At 61.6% G+C, this 19,410-nt stretch carries 13 protein-coding genes; 10 read left to right on the top strand and 3 right to left on the bottom strand.

Features of this window, described 5'->3' with window-relative positions; all coding sequences use genetic code 11:
* The first annotated feature begins 107 nt into the window (after positions 1 to 107).
* Positions 108 to 665: an NADPH-dependent FMN reductase gene (locus tag J3P84_RS11675; protein WP_305500446.1), complete on the top strand. Its 558-nt coding sequence runs from the start codon at positions 108 to 110 to the stop codon at positions 663 to 665.
* 176 nt (positions 666 to 841) lie between these two features.
* A complete protein-coding gene (locus tag J3P84_RS11680) occupies positions 842 to 2,125 on the top strand; it encodes an arsenic transporter (RefSeq protein WP_305500447.1) in 1,284 nt (427 codons plus the stop codon).
* A gap of 122 nt (positions 2,126 to 2,247) precedes the next feature.
* Here the strand turns inward: J3P84_RS11680 and J3P84_RS11685 are convergent, their stop codons facing one another.
* Positions 2,248 to 3,198, bottom strand: a complete 951-nt coding sequence (locus tag J3P84_RS11685) for a DUF1853 family protein (RefSeq protein ID WP_434630311.1) — start codon at positions 3,196 to 3,198, stop codon at positions 2,248 to 2,250.
* Between the two features lie 104 nt (positions 3,199 to 3,302).
* On the opposite strand from J3P84_RS11685, the gene J3P84_RS11690 reads away from it, so the two are divergent.
* From J3P84_RS11690 to J3P84_RS11725, 8 genes are all read left to right on the top strand, one after another.
* Complete coding sequence (locus tag J3P84_RS11690) at positions 3,303 to 4,193, top strand: NAD(+) kinase (protein ID WP_003180647.1); 891 nt, start codon at positions 3,303 to 3,305, stop codon at positions 4,191 to 4,193.
* Positions 4,190 to 5,164: a metallophosphoesterase gene (locus tag J3P84_RS11695; RefSeq protein WP_434631272.1), complete on the top strand. Its 975-nt coding sequence runs from the start codon at positions 4,190 to 4,192 to the stop codon at positions 5,162 to 5,164. Before J3P84_RS11690 ends, J3P84_RS11695 begins: the two co-directional genes overlap by 4 nt.
* Positions 5,161 to 6,033: a rhomboid family intramembrane serine protease gene (locus J3P84_RS11700; protein ID WP_434630313.1), complete on the top strand. Its 873-nt coding sequence runs from the start codon at positions 5,161 to 5,163 to the stop codon at positions 6,031 to 6,033. The genes J3P84_RS11695 and J3P84_RS11700 overlap by 4 nt, the downstream gene beginning before the upstream one ends.
* Before the next feature lie 45 nt (positions 6,034 to 6,078).
* The gene (locus J3P84_RS11705; RefSeq protein ID WP_305500450.1) at positions 6,079 to 6,339 is read left to right on the top strand and encodes a YeaC family protein; all 261 of its coding nucleotides are present in this window, start codon (positions 6,079 to 6,081) and stop codon (positions 6,337 to 6,339) included.
* The gene (locus J3P84_RS11710; RefSeq protein ID WP_434630316.1) at positions 6,336 to 7,166 is read left to right on the top strand and encodes a DUF2797 domain-containing protein; all 831 of its coding nucleotides are present in this window, start codon (positions 6,336 to 6,338) and stop codon (positions 7,164 to 7,166) included. Before J3P84_RS11705 ends, J3P84_RS11710 begins: the two co-directional genes overlap by 4 nt.
* A 13-nt stretch (positions 7,167 to 7,179) precedes the next feature.
* Positions 7,180 to 9,837 carry an aminopeptidase N gene (gene pepN, locus J3P84_RS11715; RefSeq protein ID WP_434630318.1) on the top strand — a complete coding sequence of 886 codons (2,658 nt, stop codon included), beginning with the start codon at positions 7,180 to 7,182 and terminating at the stop codon, positions 9,835 to 9,837.
* A 374-nt stretch (positions 9,838 to 10,211) separates the two neighbouring features.
* Positions 10,212 to 11,264, top strand: a complete 1,053-nt coding sequence (locus J3P84_RS11720) for a WD40/YVTN/BNR-like repeat-containing protein (RefSeq protein ID WP_434630320.1) — start codon at positions 10,212 to 10,214, stop codon at positions 11,262 to 11,264.
* A 43-nt stretch (positions 11,265 to 11,307) separates the two neighbouring features.
* On the top strand, positions 11,308 to 13,683 hold the full coding sequence (locus J3P84_RS11725; protein ID WP_434573619.1) for an efflux RND transporter permease subunit: 2,376 nt from the start codon (positions 11,308 to 11,310) through the stop codon (positions 13,681 to 13,683).
* A gap of 84 nt (positions 13,684 to 13,767) precedes the next feature.
* Here the strand turns inward: J3P84_RS11725 and J3P84_RS11730 are convergent, their stop codons facing one another.
* Together J3P84_RS11730 and J3P84_RS11735 are read right to left on the bottom strand one after the other, a co-directional pair.
* Positions 13,768 to 18,435, bottom strand: a complete 4,668-nt coding sequence (locus tag J3P84_RS11730; RefSeq protein ID WP_434630322.1) for a dermonecrotic toxin domain-containing protein — start codon at positions 18,433 to 18,435, stop codon at positions 13,768 to 13,770.
* A 150-nt stretch (positions 18,436 to 18,585) separates the two neighbouring features.
* Entirely contained in the window at positions 18,586 to 19,305 is a 720-nt protein-coding gene (locus J3P84_RS11735) for a FadR/GntR family transcriptional regulator (RefSeq protein WP_434573623.1), read from the bottom strand.
* Positions 19,306 to 19,410: the final 105 nt, after the last annotated feature.

A 19,410-nucleotide genomic window follows, 5' to 3' on the forward strand; every position in this document is an offset into this window, starting at 1 on the left:
AAAAAAATAGTCCGGTTGGCAGGTTTTGGGTGATCCACTGGTCCAATTGTGGTGCCGATCATCTATAACTACAGGCTCCCTTTGAGCCGATAGTCGAGAAGCCTCTCATGAGTAATGTCTACACAGTGGCGGTTTTAGTGGGCAGCCTGCGCAAGGCGTCGATCAACCGAAAGGTCGCGTTGGCCCTGGCGGACCTGGCGCCGTCCAACCTGAAACTGGAAATCGTCGAAATCGGCGAACTGCCGCTCTATAACGAAGACATCGACGTCTCGCCGCCGGCGGCCTATACCGCGTTTCGCCAGAAGGTCGGCGCGGCGGATGCGTTGTTGTTCGTGACACCGGAATACAACCGCTCGGTGCCGGCCCCGTTGAAGAATGCCATTGATGTCGGCTCGCGCCCCTACGGTCAGAGTTGCCTGAGCGGCAAGCCGGGCGCAGTGATCAGCGCCTCACCCGGCGCCATCGGCGGTTTTGGCGCCAACCACCATTTGCGCCAATCCCTGGTTTTCCTCGACGTGCCTTGCATGCAACAGCCGGAAGCCTACCTGAGCGGTGCGGGAACGGCGTTCGACGAGGCGGGCAACCTGTCGGAATCGGTGCGGCCGTTTTTGCAGAAGTTCATCGATGCCTATGGCAAGTGGGTGGAGCAGCATAAGAAGGTTTGATACCTCCGTGAAACCCGTGGCCAGGGAGCTTGCTCCCTCGCCACAAGTGCATCCATGACCGCATAAGCCGTTCAATTCCTGCTTTACCGAATATTCGAAACTCCCTATCTTCGCCGTTCGCTGGCGCAGTGGCGTCCTGCTGCTGGTTTTTTCTTTTTCTTTCAAGGCTGTAACGCATGCTCATCGCGTCATTGATTTTCCTGCTGACCATAACGCTGGTGATCTGGCAGCCCAAGGGGTTGGGCGTCGGCTGGAGTGCCACCCTTGGTGCACTGTTGGCCTTGCTGAGCGGCGTGGTACAGGTCGGGGACATTGCCCTGGTGTGGCAGATCATCTGGAATGCCACCGGTACGTTCGTCGCGTTGATCATCATCAGCCTGTTGCTGGACGAGGCCGGGTTCTTTGCCTGGGCCGCGTTGCATGTGGCCCGTTGGGGGCGAGGCAGCGGCCGCAAGCTGTTTGCGTTCATGGTGTTGCTCGGGGCGCTGGTCTCGGCATTGTTCGCCAACGACGGAGCGGCGCTGATCCTGACGCCCATCGTGATTTCCATGCTGCTGGCCCTGCGGTTCTCGCCGGCGGCGACCTTGGCGTTCGTGATGGGCGCCGGTTTCATCGCCGATACCGCCAGCCTGCCTCTGGTGGTATCGAACCTGGTGAACATCGTTTCCGCGGATTTCTTCGGCATCGGCTTCAACCGCTACGCTTCGGTCATGGTGCCGGTGAACCTGGTCAGCGTCGCGGCCAGCCTGGCGATACTGCTGTGGATGTTTCGTCGCGATATCCCGCGCGACTATGACCCGCAGCAGCTGGACGACCCGGCAAGCGCCATCCACGATACGGCAACTTTTTATGCCGGTTGGGTGGTGTTGGCGATCCTTTTGCTGGGCTGCTTTGCCCTGGAGCCGCTGGGCATTCCCATCAGCGCGATTTCGGCGGTCTGCGCTGCACTGCTGTTGGCGGTGGCGGCTCGAGGACACAAGATCTCCACGCGCAAGGCGATGAAAGAAGCGCCCTGGCAGATCGTGATCTTTTCCCTCGGCATGTACCTGGTGGTCTATGGCCTGCGCAACGCCGGCCTCACCGGCTACCTCGCCGCCTGGCTCGATGGCTTCGCCGGTTATGGGGTGTGGGGCGCGGCCATGGGGACCGGGCTGTTGACCGCGCTGCTTTCATCGGTGATGAACAATCTGCCGACGGTGCTGATCGGCGCTTTGTCCATCGATGCCAGCCAGGCCACTGGCGTGGTCAAGGAGGCGATGATCTACGCCAACGTCATCGGCAGTGACCTGGGGCCGAAAATCACTCCGATCGGCAGCCTGGCAACCTTGCTTTGGCTGCATGTGCTGGCGCGCAAGGATATCCGCATCGGCTGGGGTTATTACTTCAAGGTCGGGATTGTGCTGACGGTGCCGGTGTTGCTGGTGACGTTGGCGGCGCTGGCTGTGCGGTTGTCGCTCTAGGCCGTGGCGACGCCTTCGCGAGCAGGCTCGCTCCCACAGGGGAATTGATTCCTCCAAGGGCACTGCATTCCAGATGTGGGAGCGAGCCTGCTCGCGAAGGGCCCCTGACAGCCCCCCAAACCTCAACCATTACCCGGCACATCCGGCCAAAGATCCGCCACCAGGAACGCCCGCTCGGCTTCTTCCCATTCGCCCTCGGCATTTTCGGTCAGGCGCACCATCAGTTGCGCCGGTGCCATGGGATCAAGGGCGGTTCGCCAGGCCTCCAGTTGTCCGGCAGTCCAGACCTGGTCAACCGGGTAATGGGCCGGGGCCAGCCAGGCCGCGCGGGGCAGGGGCTGCCAGCGCCCCGGCGGGCGCTGGGTGACGAATCCGGGCCAGTCCCGCTGGTGCAACCAGCGGCCGCGCAAATGCCGGGGGTGCGCACCGCTCGGCGGTTCGGCCTCGCCAGGCCAGGGGTAGAGCAGATAGCCGCCGAGCCAAAGGTGCGAGCGAAACGATTCGATGCCCAGCGCTGCCAAGGCCTCGCGACTTTCCGGGCGTGCCGAGATCGGCAGTTGATGCTCATGCAGATGCGTCAGCTTGCGGTCGAGTCGGTCATGGCAGCCGGGCCCAAGCCATTGCGCGGTATCCCGCCCGCTGCTTTGTTGCGGGCCCAGGTACAACTTGATCGCCAGCTCCAGGTGATGCACACCTTCATCATCGCGCAGCAGCAGGTCCAATTCGCCCAGCGTATGGCCCTCGCGCCGGATCGGCAGGTTCGCCGCGATCAGTTCGATGCCCGGCGCATGCTGCACGGCAAATTGCCAGAGCCTTTCGTAATACAGCCCCAGGCGCCGCGTGCGCCCCTGGGACAGGCACTGCAACAACGGATAGCTGTCGCGGTCCAGTTCGCGCAACCAGTGTTCCAGGTGATGGGGCTGCTGCACCCAGCCGCTGCCCGCCAGCGGATGACGCTGGGGCCAGGGCGTGTCGATGAGCATCGGCGGGGCGACGATCACCCACGCCAGGTCCCGTACTTCGGGATGGCGCAGGCGGCGGGGCAGGTCGAGCAATTCGGGAAACAGGATCATGTTCCGAGCATAGCCGTTGCGCTGAAGGCTTAAAGGATTTTGTCTACGGCGCGGTTTCGCCCATAATCGGGTTTTTCGCCCGTCGCAGACCTCGCAGGAGCCTCATGGAGCAATTTCGCAATATCGGCATCATCGGTCGCCTGGGCAGTTCCCAGGTGTTGGACACCGTTCGCCGTCTCAAGCGCTTCCTCCTGGAGCGGCACCTGCACGTGATCCTCGAAGATACCATCGCCGAAGTGCTGCCGGGCCACGGGCTGCAGACGTCGTCACGCAAGATGCTCGGCGAAGTCTGCGACATGGTCATCGTGGTCGGTGGCGACGGCAGCCTGCTGGGCGCCGCCCGGGCCCTGGCGCGGCACAACATCCCGGTGCTGGGGATCAACCGTGGCAGCCTGGGCTTCCTCACCGATATCCGCCCTGACGAGCTGGAGATCAAGGTCGCCGAGGTGCTGGACGGCCATTACCTGGTGGAAAACCGCTTCCTGCTGCAAGCCGAGGTGCGCCGTCACGCCGAGGCCATCGGCCAGGGCGATGCGCTCAACGACGTGGTGCTGCACCCTGGCAAATCCACGCGCATGATCGAATTCGAGCTGTACATCGACGGCCAGTTTGTCTGCAGCCAAAAGGCCGACGGCCTGATCGTCGCCACCCCGACCGGTTCCACGGCCTACGCGCTGTCGGCCGGTGGCCCGATCATGCATCCCAAGCTCGACGCTATTGTGATTGTGCCCATGTACCCCCATACCTTGTCTGGGCGACCCATCGTGGTCGATGGCAACAGTGAGCTGAAAATCGTCGTGTCCAAGGATATGCAGATCTACCCGCAAGTGTCCTGTGACGGCCAGAACCATTTCACCTGCGCGCCGGGTGACACCATCACCGTCAGCAAGAAGGCGCAGAAGCTGCGCCTGATCCATCCGCTGGATCACAATTACTACGAAGTCTGCCGGACCAAGCTCGGCTGGGGCAGTCGTTTGGGGGGTGGAGGCGACTGATGCTCGATCCCGCGCGCAGTTACGATCTGATCGGCGATGTGCACGGATGCGCCTTGACCCTGGAACACCTGCTCGACCGACTCGGTTACCGCAAGCAGGCCGGGGCCTGGCGACATCCTTCGCGCATGGCGGTGTTCCTCGGCGACATCATCGACCGGGGCCCGCGGATTCGCGAGGCGCTGCACATCGTCCACGACATGGTCGTGGCCGGCCAGGCGCTGTGCATCATGGGCAACCACGAATTCAATGCCTTGGGCTGGAGCACCCCGGCATTGCCGGGCAGCGGCCAGCGCTACGTGCGCGAACACACGCCGCGCCATGCCCGCTTGCTCAACGAAACCCTGACCCAGTTCGATCAGCACCCGGGTGAATGGCGTGATTTCCTCAAGTGGTTCTACGAGCTGCCGCTGTTTGTCGACGCCGGGCGCTTCCGGGTCGTCCACGCCTGCTGGGACGCGGGCCTGATCGAGCCATTGCGCGGCTTGTTCCCGGAAGGCTGCATCGACGAGCATTTTCTCCAGGCTTCGGCCGAATCGGGCAGTTTTGCCTGCACAGTGTTCGATCGCCTGTTGCGCGGCACCGACATGCGCCTGCCCCATGGCATGACCCTGACGGGCGGCGACGGCCTGACCCGCGCGTTCTTTCGCACCAAATTCTGGGAAGACAACCCGCAGACCTACGGCGACATCGTCTTCCAGCCCGACGCATTGCCGGAGCCGGTGGCCCGCACACCGTTGTCACCGGACGAAAAAAACAACCTGCTGCGGTATGGCGTCGATGAGCCGATGTTGTTCGTCGGCCACTATTGGCGCAGCGGCAAACCGGCGCCGATCCGCCCGAACCTGGCCTGCCTGGACTACAGCGCGGTGCTCTACGGCAAGCTGGTCGCCTATCGACTCGACCAGGAAACCCGTCTGGACCCGCACAAGTTCGTCTGGGTCGATGTCGAGCGGCCGGAGATGGGGCGATGAGCGTCGTCGCCGTCCTGCGCCTGCCCCTGGCAGTGGACCTGAGCGGTTTCGTCAAGCTGCTGCAGCGCATGCAGGTGCCTCATCGCGTCAGCGAAGAGGCGGGCGAGCAGGTGCTCTGGGTGCCGGATGAAATCAGCGAAAACGTGCGTTCGTTGTACGAGCGTTTTCCCGCCGGCGATCCCGAGCAACAGCTGGAACTGCCTGACACCGGCAGCACGTCCCGGCGGGCAGGGTTCGTTCAGCAACTGGCCCGCAGTCCGGTGACGGCCCTGATATTGCTGCTGAGCCTGATCGTCAGTGCCGTGACCCTGCTGGGGGAAAATCTTCAAACCCTGCGCTGGTTGACCTTCCTCGAGTTTCGCGTCGTCGGCGACTACATCCAGTTCACGCCGTTGGCCGACAGCCTCGCGGCGGGGCAGTGGTGGCGGCTGGTGACGCCAATGCTGGTTCACTTCGGCTTCCTGCACATCGCCATGAATGGCATGTGGTACTGGGAACTGGGACGCCGGATCGAAGCGCGCCAGGGCGGGATCAACCTGCTGGGGCTGACGCTGCTGTTCAGCCTCGTGTCCAATTTCGCCCAGTACCTGTTCAGCGGCGCGACCCTGTTCGGCGGGCTTTCCGGGGTGTTGTACGGCCTGCTGGGCCATTGCTGGATCTACCAGTTGCTCGCGCCGAACCCGGCCTATCACTTGCCCCGTGGGGTGCTGGTGATGATGCTGGTGTGGTTGCTGCTGTGCCTGTCCGGGCTGGTTTCGCTGATCGGTTTCGGCGAGATCGCCAACGCAGCCCACGTCGGCGGGCTGCTCGTCGGCTGCTTCACGGGCTTGTTGGGCGGGCTGTTCGGCCGCCGTAAAATGGCCCTTTGATCGGCGCCTGTGCCTTTTGAGAATGCGCAATTGCGCGGAGAACCCATGTCTTCCTTCAACGAAATGATCAACAACATCACCCCCGACATCTACCGCAGCCTGAAGCTGGCGGTGGAAATCGGTAAATGGGCCGATGGCAACAAGCTCACCGCCGAGCAGCGCGAGTTGTCGCTGCAAGCGATGATCGCCTGGGAAATCCAGAACCTGCCCGAAGAAGAGCGCACCGGCTATATGGGCCCGCAGGAGTGCCAGTCGAAAGCCACCGTCGTGCCGAATATCCTGTTCAAGTCGGACGCCATCCATTGATCGAGATTGGCCGCGGTGCAATCAGCAAGATGTCGGCACGCCTTGACGGGCCGACCGTTCAATACGCCTTTCGCCTGGGCGATATCGAGGTGCCGGTCAACCCGTTGATCGGCAGCAGGGTTCGCCTGGAATACCTCGGTGCGATCCACTGTACCCATTGCGGACGGCGGACCAAGACCAGTTTCAGCCAGGGTTATTGCTACCCCTGCATGACCAGACTGGCCCAATGCGACCTCTGCATCATGAGCCCCGAGCGTTGCCATTTCGAGGCGGGTACCTGTCGCGACCCGGCCTGGGGCGAGCAGTTCTGCATGACCGATCATGTGGTCTACCTGGCCAACTCATCGGGCGTGAAAGTCGGCATCACCCGCGCCACGCAACTGCCGACTCGCTGGCTCGACCAGGGTGCAAGCCAGGCGCTGCCGATCCTGCGGGTCGCCACCCGCCAGCAGTCGGGTTTCGTCGAAGACCTGTTCCGCAGCCAGGTGGCGGACAAGACCAACTGGCGCGCCTTGCTCAAGGGCGACGCTGCGGCGGTGGACTTGCGGCAGATCCGTGATTCACTGTTTGAAAGCTGCGCCCAGGGCCTGCAGGGTTTGCAGGAACGATTCGGCTTGCAGGCGATCCAGACCATAGCGGACGTCGAACCGATCGAGATCCGTTATCCGGTGCAGCAGTACCCGGCGAAGATCGTCAGCTTCAACCTGGACAAGGACCCGATCGCCGAAGGCACGCTGCTGGGAATCAAGGGCCAGTACCTGATTTTCGACACCGGCGTGATCAATATTCGTAAATACACGGCCTACCAGCTCGCCGTGCATCAGTAGAAGGATTCGACCCATGCGCACCGAACAACCGAAGATGATCTACCTGAAGGACTATCAGGCGCCTGAATACCTGATCGACGAGACGCACCTGACCTTCGAGTTGTTCGAGGACCACAGCCTGGTCCATGCGCAACTGGTGCTGCGCCGCAACCCCGAGCGCGGCGCCGGATTGCCGCCGCTGGTGCTCGATGGCCAGCAGCTGGAATTGCTCTCGATCAAGCTCGACGACGCCGACCTGGGGCAGGGCGACTACCAACTGGATGACAGCCACCTGACCTTGCAGCCCAAGGCCCAGGCGTTCACCGTCGATACCACCGTGCGCATCCATCCGGAAACCAACACGGCCCTGGAAGGCCTGTACAAATCCGGCAGCATGTTCTGCACCCAGTGCGAGGCCGAAGGCTTTCGCAAGATCACCTATTACCTCGACCGCCCGGACGTGATGAGCAAGTTCACCACCACCGTGGTCGCCGAACAGCACAGCTACCCGGTGCTGCTCTCCAACGGCAACCCGATTGCCAGCGGCCCTGGGGAAGACGGCCGGCACTGGGCGACCTGGGAAGACCCGTTCAAGAAGCCGGCCTACCTGTTCGCCCTGGTGGCCGGTGACCTGTGGTGCGTCGAAGACACCTTCACCACCATGACCGAGCGCACCGTGGCGCTGCGCATTTACGTCGAGCCGGAAAACATCGACAAGTGCCAGCACGCCATGACCAGCCTGAAGAAGTCGATGCGCTGGGACGAAGAGGTGTACGGGCGCGAATACGACCTGGACATCTTCATGATTGTCGCGGTCAACGATTTCAACATGGGCGCGATGGAGAACAAGGGCCTCAACATCTTCAACTCCAGCGCCGTACTGGCCCGCGCCGAAACCGCCACCGACGCCGCGCACCAGCGAGTCGAGGCGATCGTCGCCCACGAATACTTCCATAACTGGTCGGGCAACCGCGTGACCTGCCGCGACTGGTTCCAGCTGTCGCTCAAGGAAGGCTTCACGGTGTTCCGCGACGCTGGGTTCTCGGCGGACATGAACTCGGCCACGGTCAAGCGCATCCAGGACGTGGCGTACCTGCGTACCCACCAGTTCGCTGAAGACGCCGGCCCAATGGCTCACCCGGTGCGCCCGGACAGCTTCATCGAGATTTCCAACTTCTACACCCTGACCGTGTACGAAAAGGGCTCGGAAGTCGTCGGCATGATCCATACCCTGCTGGGCGCCGAAGGCTTCCGCAAGGGCAGCGACCTGTACTTCGAGCGCCACGATGGCCAGGCCGTGACCTGCGACGATTTCATCAAGGCCATGGAGGATGCCAATGGCGTCGACCTGAGCCAGTTCAAACGCTGGTACAGCCAGGCCGGTACGCCACGGCTGGCGGTGAGCGAGTCCTACGACGCTGCGGCGAAGACTTACAGCCTGACGTTCCGCCAGAGCTGCCCGCCGACGCCGGACAAGGCCGAGAAACTGCCCTTCGTGATTCCGGTCGAGTTGGGCCTGCTGGACAGCAATGGCGCCGAAATTCCACTGCGCCTGAGCGGCGAAGCGGCGGCGAGTGGCACGACCCGGGTGATCTCGGTGACCGAGGCCGAGCAGACCTTTACCTTCGTCGATATCGCTGAAAAGCCCCTGCCTTCGTTGCTGCGCGGCTTCTCGGCGCCGGTGAAGCTGAGCTTCCCGTACGACCGTGATCAACTGATGTTCCTCATGCAACACGACAGCGACGGCTTCAACCGTTGGGACGCCGGCCAGCAATTGTCGGTGCAGGTCTTGCAGGAAATGATCGGCCAGCACCAGAAAGGCGAAAGCCTGGTGCTCGACCCTCGGCTGGTCAGCGCCTTGCGCAGCGTGCTGTCGGATGAGTCCCTGGATCAGGCGATGGTCGCGGAAATGCTCTCGCTACCAAGCGAAGCCTACCTGACCGAAATCAGCGACGTGGCGGACGTCGAGGCGATCCACGCCGCCCGCGAATTCGCTCGTCGGCAGTTGGCCGAAAACCTGTTCGAAGCGCTGTGGCTGCGCTACGAGGCCAACCGCGACCTGTCCCGGCGCACGCCGTACGTGGCCGAGGCCGAGCACTTCGCGCGGCGTGCGTTGCAGAACATCGCGCTGTCCTACCTGATGCTGACCGACAAGCCCGAAGTGTTGAGCGCCACGCTTGAACAGTTCGACACCGCCGACAACATGACCGAGCGCCTCACGGCGCTTGCGGTGCTGGTCAACTCGCCGTTCGAGACCGAAAAGTCCAAGGCCCTGGAAGTGTTCGCGGAGAACTTCAAGGGCAACCCGCTGGTCATGGACCAATGGTTCAGCGTCCAGGCCGGTAGCCCGCTGCCGGGCGGGCTGGCGCGGGTCAAGGCGTTGATGGAGCACCCGGCGTTCAACATCAAGAACCCGAACAAGGTGCGGGCACTGGTCGGCGCGTTCGCCGGGCAGAACCTGATCAACTTCCACGCCGCCGACGGTTCCGGTTATCGCTTCCTGGCGGACCTGGTGATCCAGCTCAACGCCTTCAACCCGCAGATCGCCTCGCGGCAACTGGCGCCATTGACCCGCTGGCGCAAATACGACAGCGCCCGCCAGGCCCTGATGAAGGGCGAGCTGGAGCGCATCCTGGCGTCCGGTGGGCTGTCGGCCGATGTGTTTGAAGTGGTGAGCAAGAGCCTGGCTTGACCTTGATGCCGCGGTCTGCCTGGCGGACCACGGTGCCCCTTTCGCGAGCAGGCTCGCTCCCACAATGGATCTTCTGTGGACACATACTCTGTGATCGACGTGGATTCCTTGTGGGAGCGAGCCTGCTCGCGAAGGGGGCGCGATTATTATCCACTTGAAACTCGCGCCATCACCCCACCGAATACCCCGCCATTCACCCTTGTCACCAACCCCCCACGGTTAACAAAAGATAACGTGGCGTCGATTGTCAGACCTTTCGAAAGCCCGATAGGATAGGTCCAGCTTGCGAAGCGGCTCTAGATTGCAGGTTTCAGGACTATGCTTCAGGACTGCAACGTACCAAGCCATAACAATAATAAATGGGGGAAAGGTCTATGAGTGAGCCTGTGATGGCTGTGGGCCGCTGCCGCCCGCCAGTGCTGCGCAGAGTTGCGCTGCTGGTCTCGGCGCTCTCGCTGCTGGGCTCTGCCGTTTTGTCGGCGCCGGTGCTGGCGGTTGCAGCGTCGACGGCCGATGTCATCTATTCTGTCGAATCGGCCAAGGCCAGCAAAACCCTCATGCTCGATGTGGTCCACGCCGGCCAGCGCCTGGTCGCGGTCGGTGACCGTGGGCATATCGTCTTTTCCGATGACCAGGGCAAATCCTGGACCCAGGCCAAGGTGCCGACCCGCCAACTGCTCACTGCGGTCTTCTTTGTCGATGACAAGCACGGTTGGGCCGTGGGGCACGACGCGCAGATCCTCGCCAGCGAGGACGGCGGCACCACCTGGACCAAGCAGTTCGAAGACCTCACCCGTGAAGCACCGCTGCTCGACGTCTGGTTCAAGGACGCCAGCAATGGCCTGGCCGTGGGCGCCTACGGTGCGCTGTACGCGACCACCGATGGCGGCAAGCACTGGGAGCAGGCCGGCGACCGCCTCGAGAATGAAGACCAATATCACCTCAACGCTATCGCCGCGGTAAAAGACGCCGGGCTGTTCATCGTCGGCGAGGCCGGCAGCATGTTCCGCTCCGCCGACTGGGGGCAGACCTGGGAAAAACTCGAAGGTCCGTACGAAGGCTCGCTGTTCGGCGCCATCGGCACCGCCCAGCCTTCGACCCTGTTGACCTACGGCCTGCGCGGCAATCTCTATCGCTCCACGGATTTCGGCGACACCTGGGAGCAGGTCGAGCTGAAGGCGGCCCGTGGCGCGCTGGAATTCGGCTTGTCGGGGGCGACGCTGTTGCCGGATGGCTCGATCGTGATCGTCGGCAACGGCGGCAGCGTGATTCGCAGCACCGATGATGGCGTGACCTTCAGCGTGTTCAACCGTCCGGATCGCATTTCCGTGGCGGCCGTCACGGCGGCGGGCAACGGCAACCTGATCCTGGCGGGACAGGGTGGCGTACGCGCTACCACGCCCACTGGCGCCGAACTGAGCAAATGAGCCGGGCCTGTCAGACGGGCACAATAACAAGAAGGCGGACCCCATGAGCAGTCATCACCAAGACAAGGCGACGTTCCTCGAGCGCCTGATTTTCAACAACCGCCCGGCAGTGATCATCATTTGCCTGCTGGTCAGCATTTTCCTGTTCTGGCAGGCCACGCTGATCCGGCCGTCCACCAGTTTCGAAAAAATGATTCCCCTCGAGCATCCGTTCATCGAGAAGATGCTCGAACACCGCAATGACCTGGCGAACCTGGGCAACACGGTACGGATTTCCGTGGAAGCTACCAACGGCGATATTTTCTCCAAGGAATACATGGAGACCCTGCGCCAGATCCACGACGAGGTCTTCTACATCTCCGGCGTCGACCGCTCCGGCCTGAAGTCGCTGTGGAGCCCGAGCGTGCGCTGGACCGAAGTGACGGAGGAGGGCTTCGCCGGTGGCGAGGTGATCCCGCAGAGTTACAACGGTTCGGCCGACAGCCTCGACCTGCTGCGCAACAACGTACTCAAGTCCGGCCAGGTCGGGCGCCTGGTGGCGAACGATTTCAAATCGAGCATCATCGATATCCCGCTGCTGGAGTCCTATCCCGACCCGCAAGACCAAGGCAAATTGCTCGCCCTCGATTATCGGAAGTTTTCCCACGAGCTTGAAGACAAGATCCGCAACAAGTTCGAAGCGCAGAACCCGAATGTGCAGATTCACATCGTCGGCTTCGCCAAGAAGGTCGGCGACCTGATCGATGGCCTGGTCATGGTGGTGCTGTTCTTCGGCGTGGCCTTCGTCATCACCCTGATCCTGCTGTACTGGTTCACCAACTGCATGCGCAGCACCGTTGCGGTGTTGAGCACCACCCTGGTGGCGGTGGTCTGGCAACTGGGGCTGATGCACGCGGCCGGTTTCGGCCTGGATCCATATTCGATGCTGGTGCCGTTCCTGATCTTCGCCATCGGCATTTCCCACGGCGTACAGAAAATCAACGGCATCGCCTTGCAGTCCAGCGAGGCGGACAACGCCTTGACGGCGGCGCGGCGGACCTTCCGCCAGTTGTTCCTGCCGGGAATGATCGCGATCCTGGCCGATGCCGTCGGCTTCATCACCTTGCTGATCATCGACATCGGCGTGATTCGCGAACTGGCCATCGGCGCGTCCATCGGCGTGGCGGTGATTGTGTTCACCAACCTGATCTTGCTGCCGGTGGCGATTTCCTACGTCGGTATCAGCAAGCGCGCGGTCGAGCGCAGCAAGAAAGATGCGACCCGCGAACATCCGTTCTGGCGCCTGCTGTCGAACTTTGCCAGCGCCAAGGTCGCGCCGGTATCGATTGCCCTGGCCGTGCTCGCGTTTGGCGGCGGCCTCTGGTACAGCCAGAACCTGAAGATCGGCGACCTCGACCAGGGCGCGCCGGAACTGCGTCCGGACTCGCGCTACAACCAGGACAACAACTTCATCATCAGCAACTATTCCACCAGTTCCGATGTGCTGGTGGTGATGGTCAAGACCAAGGCCGAAGGCTGTTCGCGCTACGAAGCCATGGCGCCCATCGACGAGCTGATGTGGAAGATGCAGAACACCGAGGGCGTGCAGTCGGCGATTTCCCTGGTGACCGTGTCCAAGCAGATGATCAAGGGCATGAACGAGGGCAACCTGAAATGGGAAACCCTGTCGCGCAACCCTGATGTACTGAACAGCTCCATTGCCCGGGCCGACGGCCTGTACAACAACAGCTGTTCCCTGGCGCCGGTGCTGGTGTTCCTCAACGACCACAAGGCCGAGACGCTCGACCGCGCCGTGACGGCGGTGCAGGACTTCGCCAAGGAGCACAACCGCGATGGCCTGGAGTTCATCCTCGCCGCCGGCAACGCCGGGATCGAGGCGGCCACTAACGAAGTGATCAAGGAGTCGGAACTGACCATCCTGATCCTCGTGTATATCTGCGTGGCGACGATGTGCATGATCACCTTCCGTTCCTGGGCAGCGACGCTGTGCATCGTCCTGCCACTGGTGCTGACCTCGGTGCTGGGCAACGCGCTGATGGCGTTCATGGGCATCGGCGTGAAGGTCGCGACACTGCCGGTGGTAGCCCTCGGCGTAGGGATCGGCGTGGACTACGGCATCTACATCTATAGTCGTCTGGAAAGTTTCCTGCGGGCCGGCCTGCCGTTGCAGGAGGCCTATTACCAGACGCTCAAATCCACCGGCAAGGCGGTGCTGTTCACCGGACTGTGCCTGGCCATCGGTGTCTGCACCTGGATTTTCTCGGCGATCAAGTTCCAGGCGGACATGGGCCTGATGCTGACGTTCATGTTGTTGTGGAACATGTTCGGTGCGCTGTGGCTGCTGCCCGCGCTGGCGCGTTTCCTGATCAAGCCGGAGAAGCTGGCGGGGCAGAAGGGCAATTCGTTGTTTGCTCACTGACCGGACGCTGGACCGAAAAAGCCGCAACCTGAGGTTGCGGCTTTTTGCATCCGGCTTCGCACAAGCGTGCCGATAGCTCAGCGATTATTGGTCCAGGGGCAAGAACCAGCGTTGCGCCAGAGGTTTGCCGATCTGGCCGCGATGCACGTTCACGACGGCGTAGGGGCCTTCAGCTTTGGACAGCATTGAATAGTAGCTTTCCTTCCGTTGCTCCTTGGTTTTCACGTGTGCAACGCTGTAGTCGGCTTTCGGGGTGTCGGCCTTTTCATAGTGAAAATGGGCATACCAGAGGGGGAAGCCGTTACGGTCGTTGATTGCATATTCCTGAATGAAGTCCTTGCGGACTCCGCTCATGGCTGTGCGGTCGCCGTACTTGCTGACCTGGATCAATTCTTTTGCAAACAGATAGCGGAGATTGCCGTCGGTGGGTGGCAGTTTCAGGCTCAGCTCGGTGCGCAGGTAGCCGCCCTGTGCTGCAAGGCGGGTGGCGGCCTTTGTCAGTTCCTCGATTAAGGTCTGGTCTCGCGGGCCGGGCTCTGTTGGGGAAGCCTTGACGGCTTGTTCAAGCTCCTCGGCAATTTTGCGAAAACGATCCGCCTCGTTGTTCATGACTTCCTCGATTTCCTGCGGGTAACGGCACTGGGCTTTATAGCTTTTTGCCCTTTTCAGAAGTCTTTCCAGTTGCCCGAGCAGTTTTCGTGCGGCGCCTTTGATTTCACTGACAGGTCTCGTTTTCAGCGGCGCGGCCGGTCGCTCTTCCTTGACGAGGTCCCAGGCGTCTTCATGACGGGAATAGGTGCCTAGCAACTGGTTATCGTTTTCGGAGCGCAGCTCGACGACATCAATCTCCAAGGTTGTACCGGCAGGTCTCAGGTCGCCAACCAATACACCATTGTGGCGGGTTCGGATCACTTTTTTCTGAGGGCGTCCGGCGGATGTTCCGGTGCGTTTGGAAGCGCGCGCGCGCGGTTTCGGTTCGGGTTTTATTTCCGTGGCCAGTTCCTGGGAGACCTCCTCATACAATTCTTCGACCAAGGTGACCAGCTTGTCGAAATAAGGCAGGTCCATCTCATCGGCGTGAAGCACTTTCACGATCTGTAGGGCATCCAGCGCCTTGCCATAGTGTTCGGACAAGCTCTCCAATACCTCGAGCCGTTCCGAGAAGTCGTACGTCCACAATGTAGCGTGAGATTGTATTTGTTCCTTTAGCGGCTTGCTGATGGTTCGCAGGTGCTCCCTCGACTCGCTCTCGCCGCGCGAAGCGAGCACTGTGGCCAACGTCGTCTGGAGCTCTTGGCCAGCCAACGAAGCGGTTTTCGCCACCGGTCGGTCATGGGTCAGGCGATCGAACATTTCCCGGCCCTTGCTGCCCCGGTTCAATAACGTATCAAGCGTGCGGTGTTCAAGCTCCAGCCAATGGATCGAGCGCTCATTGAGCTCAAATAACTGCGCGGCGAACCTCAAATAGCCCTGCGGATCATGTTCAACTGCCTCCAGAATGTCAGACGCAGACGGTCCCACGAATGAGGAATGGGCAGCATTCAGAGCTTGTATATCCTTTACGACAACGGCAATGGCTGTACGACAACATTCGATCAACGATTCAGTGATCTGGGAAATATTCCCGGGGGAAATTGGGCTATTCAGCTTGATGGATTCGAGCTCGTTCCCCAGTATCTTCAGATCGGCTTCGGCCTGCTCCTTTAACTGTTCATGAAAGCTTTTACGTATGGGGGCCATCCGCTTCTCATCAGGGGGCGTACCGATCTCCAATAAGCTCAGCAGGTCGTGGGTGATATCCAGCTTCTTTTTCCGCTCGGCACTTTTTTCGAAGAACTCCCTGGTTTCCGCCGCGATTTCCGCTTTTCTTTTTTCGTTGAAGCGACGTTGTTCCTCCACGCGCTTGGGCGGCATCCCGCCACGCAGGCCCAGGCCCAGGTCCAAGGACCAGCTGCCGTGGCCGTCCGATATTAGCGCCGGCCCCCTGCGTGCCGGGTCGTGCGGGTCGACGATCTGTACGGTGCTGTTCCATGTGTCGACTTGATACAACTCGCCCTCAACCACGGCATGCCATTTTTTATTGATCAGATAAAGGCCGGTATAAGGGCCAGAGGGAAGGGAAGCGGGCATCACTGCGGGACGCTGCACTGTCAGGCGCTGCAAGCGGGTGCGTTGCTCCAGCGTCAGGCGCCGACGGGCGCTGGCGAAACTGAAGTCGAGGTGCTCAAAAGCAGCTTGGGCGTGTTCCCCGGGCAGGTAGACGGGGCCTTCGATGACGTCTGGCAGGGCCGGCTTGGGCCATTGCTCGGGAACGATGCGTGGCGCAGGCGCACGCATCGCCTGGTCTTCCAGTTCGTGGGGCAGTGGCTTGCGAACAGGCTCGTCGAGGGACAACGCCTGATGTCCGAGCATGGCGAAGTTCAAGAGAAAGTCGACGGTAGCGAGCTCCCGCGTAGTCGGATCTCCGCTCTGCATGGCCGGGATGTCTTGCCCGGCGACGGCGATCACGTTCCATAACCAGCCGACGCTTATCAATGGGCCGCGCAGGATCGGCACCAACAGTGTGTTGAACAACAGGCCGCCTCCCTCGAGAAGGGTAGCCCAGCGGCTCTCGGCGTTGGACACCGAATCCCTGTCGGCCTGCGCGACCAGGGCTCGGGCGTTACTGCCGTAGAGATACTCCATCAGCTTGCCGTTGTGCAGGAATTGCAACAACTCGTCGTTGTCACCCTCGATTGCGAGTGTCGCCGGGGTCGGCTTTTCGAAAGGGGCGAATTCATCGCCTGGAAGAAAGCGCACGATGTGTGGCTCCAGGAACCCCCCATTGGCGTACACCGGACGCGCGGTATCCGATAACCAGGTCAAGACGCTGGTCTGCAGTTCGCCGTCCAGGCCAATGGCAGTCAACAGCGCCTGGCGTGTCGGGAACTCAATCAACGAGGGCGAGTGAAGCGGGCGATACAGCAGGTGTGGTCCCGTTTCGACGGCTTGCGGTTCGATGATGAACATATTCGTCACAACATCAGGTCGTGCCTTCGGTTTACGCAGAAAGGCCAGGGGACGAATCACCACCGGACGACCGTCGACCTGTTGTTCCTCGACATCGGCTTGAAGGACGGCTTCGAGAAGGTCCAGGCCTTGACGGGTCATGCTGTTCTGGTGGTCGAGCTTTTGCTTGAGCGCTTCGAGAAGCAGCTCTGTCGGGACCTGGTCGGCGAATCTCTGTTGACGCAGGGTAGGCAAATCGTCAAACAGCTTGTGCTGCAGATATCGGGGGTAGGCGGTGCCGATGTCGACCTGTTCAATCAGCCCGCCCTGGCGGGTGATGTAGTCCGGGGTCAACCATTCGGGCAGGGTCAGGCCCAGGCGATGGCTGAGGATCGGGTTTCCACTGGGGCGGGCGACGAGATTGCGGATGGCCAGTTCGCTCAGTTTCATCGATTTTTTCTCGACAATCCCGATCGTACCGGGGAGGCCCGCCGCCACGGTGAAAGTCAGTAGCACGTCGTCGGGGTTGTAGCGGGAGGGTTGGGCCTGGGTCGACGAGCTATCGTTTGTTCGACCCATGCGCTCAAGCAGGGCTTGGGACGTGAAGGAGTGGATATTCTCGATATCGCTGAGGAAGGTTTGGCCTGGACTGCGTTTCTTGGCGCTGGCCAACGCCAGGCAGTAATGCTGGTGCCTGGTCTGGTCGACAACGGACGCTTCCTTCAACCATTCGGGCACCAGCGGCGCAATGAGCTTCGACATCTGAGGAGACGGGTACGGGGTGTCAAGCAGGTAGCGGGCCGGGTCGCTCAGTTCGTGGTACAGCGCACGCAGGTGCTGCGAGCCGACGCGGGAAGGCAATTCCACCGCCCGGAGGTCGGCCAGCTGTTGCTCCAGGATCAGTGCTGCCTGGGTCTCGAACACGTTGCCAGCGATCTCGGTGCGTGTGCAAGTGACGGTGTCGACAAGGTACCGGCTGGCGATGAGTTCACTCCAGTGACGGTGAAAGTCCTCCAGCGATTCAAAGGGTTTGACGGCGCTGCCAGGGCTGCACAGCAGCAGGAGGGTCCCACCTTCGGTGGTGCGCGTCAGTAGAATCTCGCTACCGTATATGACCGAACGGGAAGCGGCTTTAACGAGCGTGCTTTCCAGGCTGTAGGCGTAGACGCTGGACTGACCGTCGGCGCGCAAGTGTTGCTTGCTGACAGGCCGGCGGGTGATCTGGTCGAGCATCTCACGTGCCGGGTCGCTGAGCCCTGGTTGCTGCAAGCCACGGGTCTGCAACAGGTTTCGCAGTGCACCGCTGAGCCAGTTCCAGCGGCTGGTGCCTTGATGGGGGTCAATGTCGGCATTCCAGTAGCGGACCAGCGCATCCTCGAATCCGATCGGTACTGTCCAAGGCAGTTCAAGTAGCAGCTTTTCCAGCGTGAGCATGTCCTGCGCGTCCAGCTTGAGACGGTGCGGCATCGTTTCGGAAAGGAAACAGCCACGCTCGCTCCACTCCTCGAAGTCGATGGGCGTGCCGGTAGCCAGGTAATCGAGGACGAGCGTCATGAGGCGGGTAGTCGTCCAGCTTTTAGAGGCCCTGTCGGGAGTTGCCAACAGCACCTTGGACAGGTTGAGCGCATTCCAGGGGTATTCCTTTCGAATAGCCTGCTGAAACGTGCTCAATACAACCTGCTCGAAGGTGGGTCGACCGGCAAATTGCAGGCTGACGTTCTGTGCCTGTGTGTTGGCGTTGTCAGCCGGGGAAGGCGATGCCATGTGAAGTTCCTTTTCATAAACCCATGGTCGTCAGGATGACGACTCGCGCAGTATCGCCATGACTGTCCCAGGCGTGCGGTACATAGGTACCGCACCCTTGAATGCCAGGCGTGCAGGTTTGTGAAGGGCTCCAGTAAAATCGGCGGTGAATCAGGCGGGATCGCTGCCCAGCACGACATTCAGCGCACTGCGGGCGTCATCCAGTTGCACCAGCGTGGCATGGCGGGCGCCGAGGGCATCGCGGTTCTCGATGGCGGTGAGGATCGCCTTGTGCCGTGGCATCGCCAGCTCGTGCAGGTTGGGCCGTTGGTTGGAGTGCTTGAGGGCTTCGGCGATGGCCACCGACAGCATGTTGCAAAGGTTGGCGAGCAGGTCGTTGTGGGTGGCGTCGGCGATGCGGCTGTGAAAGTCCAGGTCCGGTTGCAGGAGGGCTTCCGGGGTCGGGGCGGCTTCCATGCGCTGGTAGGCTTCGCTAATGGCGGCGATGTCGGCGTCGGTGGCGAATTGCGCGGCGAGGGCGGCGGCGGCCGGCTCGATGATGCTGCGCACGCTGGTGAGCAGTCCGAAGAACTCGTTCTGCGGGCTGCTCTGCATCAGCCAGTGCAGCACATCGGGGTCGAGCATATGCCATTCCCGACGCGGCTTGACCACCGTGCCCACTCGCGGCCGCGAATACACCAGGCCCTTGGCGACCAACACGCGCGTGGCTTCGCGCAGCACCGGGCGGCTGACGGCATATTCTTCGCACAGCAAGGCTTCGGCGGGCAGTTTGTCGTCGGGCTTGAAGCGGCCAGAGACGATCTGCATGCCCAGTTCCTGGACGATGCGCGCGTGCATGCTCTTGCGATCGGAGGGTTTGCGGTAATCCATGGGGAGCGGCGCGATCCTGTGTGCGAGGGGTGCTGCGCATGATAGCAGGCGCGGCGAGGGCGGGTCGCTAGTGCGATTTTCAATGCTGACTCAACCCCCTTGTGG

The sequence above is a fragment of the Pseudomonas sp. Z1-29 genome (assembly GCF_051131995.1).
Classification (GTDB): Bacteria; Pseudomonadota; Gammaproteobacteria; order Pseudomonadales; family Pseudomonadaceae; genus Aquipseudomonas.

What these genes read in the sequence shown, in the direction of transcription:
- J3P84_RS11675 (WP_305500446.1), top strand. Translation starts at nt 108, where the DNA reads ATGAGTAATGTCTACACAGTGGCGGTTTTAGTGGGCAGCCTGCGCAAG.
- J3P84_RS11680 (WP_305500447.1), top strand. Translation starts at nt 842, where the DNA reads ATGCTCATCGCGTCATTGATTTTCCTGCTGACCATAACGCTGGTGATC.
- J3P84_RS11685 (WP_434630311.1), bottom strand. Translation starts at nt 3,198, where the DNA reads ATGATCCTGTTTCCCGAATTGCTCGACCTGCCCCGCCGCCTGCGCCAT.
- J3P84_RS11690 (WP_003180647.1), top strand. Translation starts at nt 3,303, where the DNA reads ATGGAGCAATTTCGCAATATCGGCATCATCGGTCGCCTGGGCAGTTCC.
- J3P84_RS11700 (WP_434630313.1), top strand. Translation starts at nt 5,161, where the DNA reads ATGAGCGTCGTCGCCGTCCTGCGCCTGCCCCTGGCAGTGGACCTGAGC.
- J3P84_RS11705 (WP_305500450.1), top strand. Translation starts at nt 6,079, where the DNA reads ATGTCTTCCTTCAACGAAATGATCAACAACATCACCCCCGACATCTAC.
- pepN (WP_434630318.1), top strand. Translation starts at nt 7,180, where the DNA reads ATGCGCACCGAACAACCGAAGATGATCTACCTGAAGGACTATCAGGCG.
- J3P84_RS11720 (WP_434630320.1), top strand. Translation starts at nt 10,212, where the DNA reads ATGAGTGAGCCTGTGATGGCTGTGGGCCGCTGCCGCCCGCCAGTGCTG.
- J3P84_RS11725 (WP_434573619.1), top strand. Translation starts at nt 11,308, where the DNA reads ATGAGCAGTCATCACCAAGACAAGGCGACGTTCCTCGAGCGCCTGATT.
- J3P84_RS11730 (WP_434630322.1), bottom strand. Translation starts at nt 18,435, where the DNA reads ATGGCATCGCCTTCCCCGGCTGACAACGCCAACACACAGGCACAGAAC.
- J3P84_RS11735 (WP_434573623.1), bottom strand. Translation starts at nt 19,305, where the DNA reads ATGGATTACCGCAAACCCTCCGATCGCAAGAGCATGCACGCGCGCATC.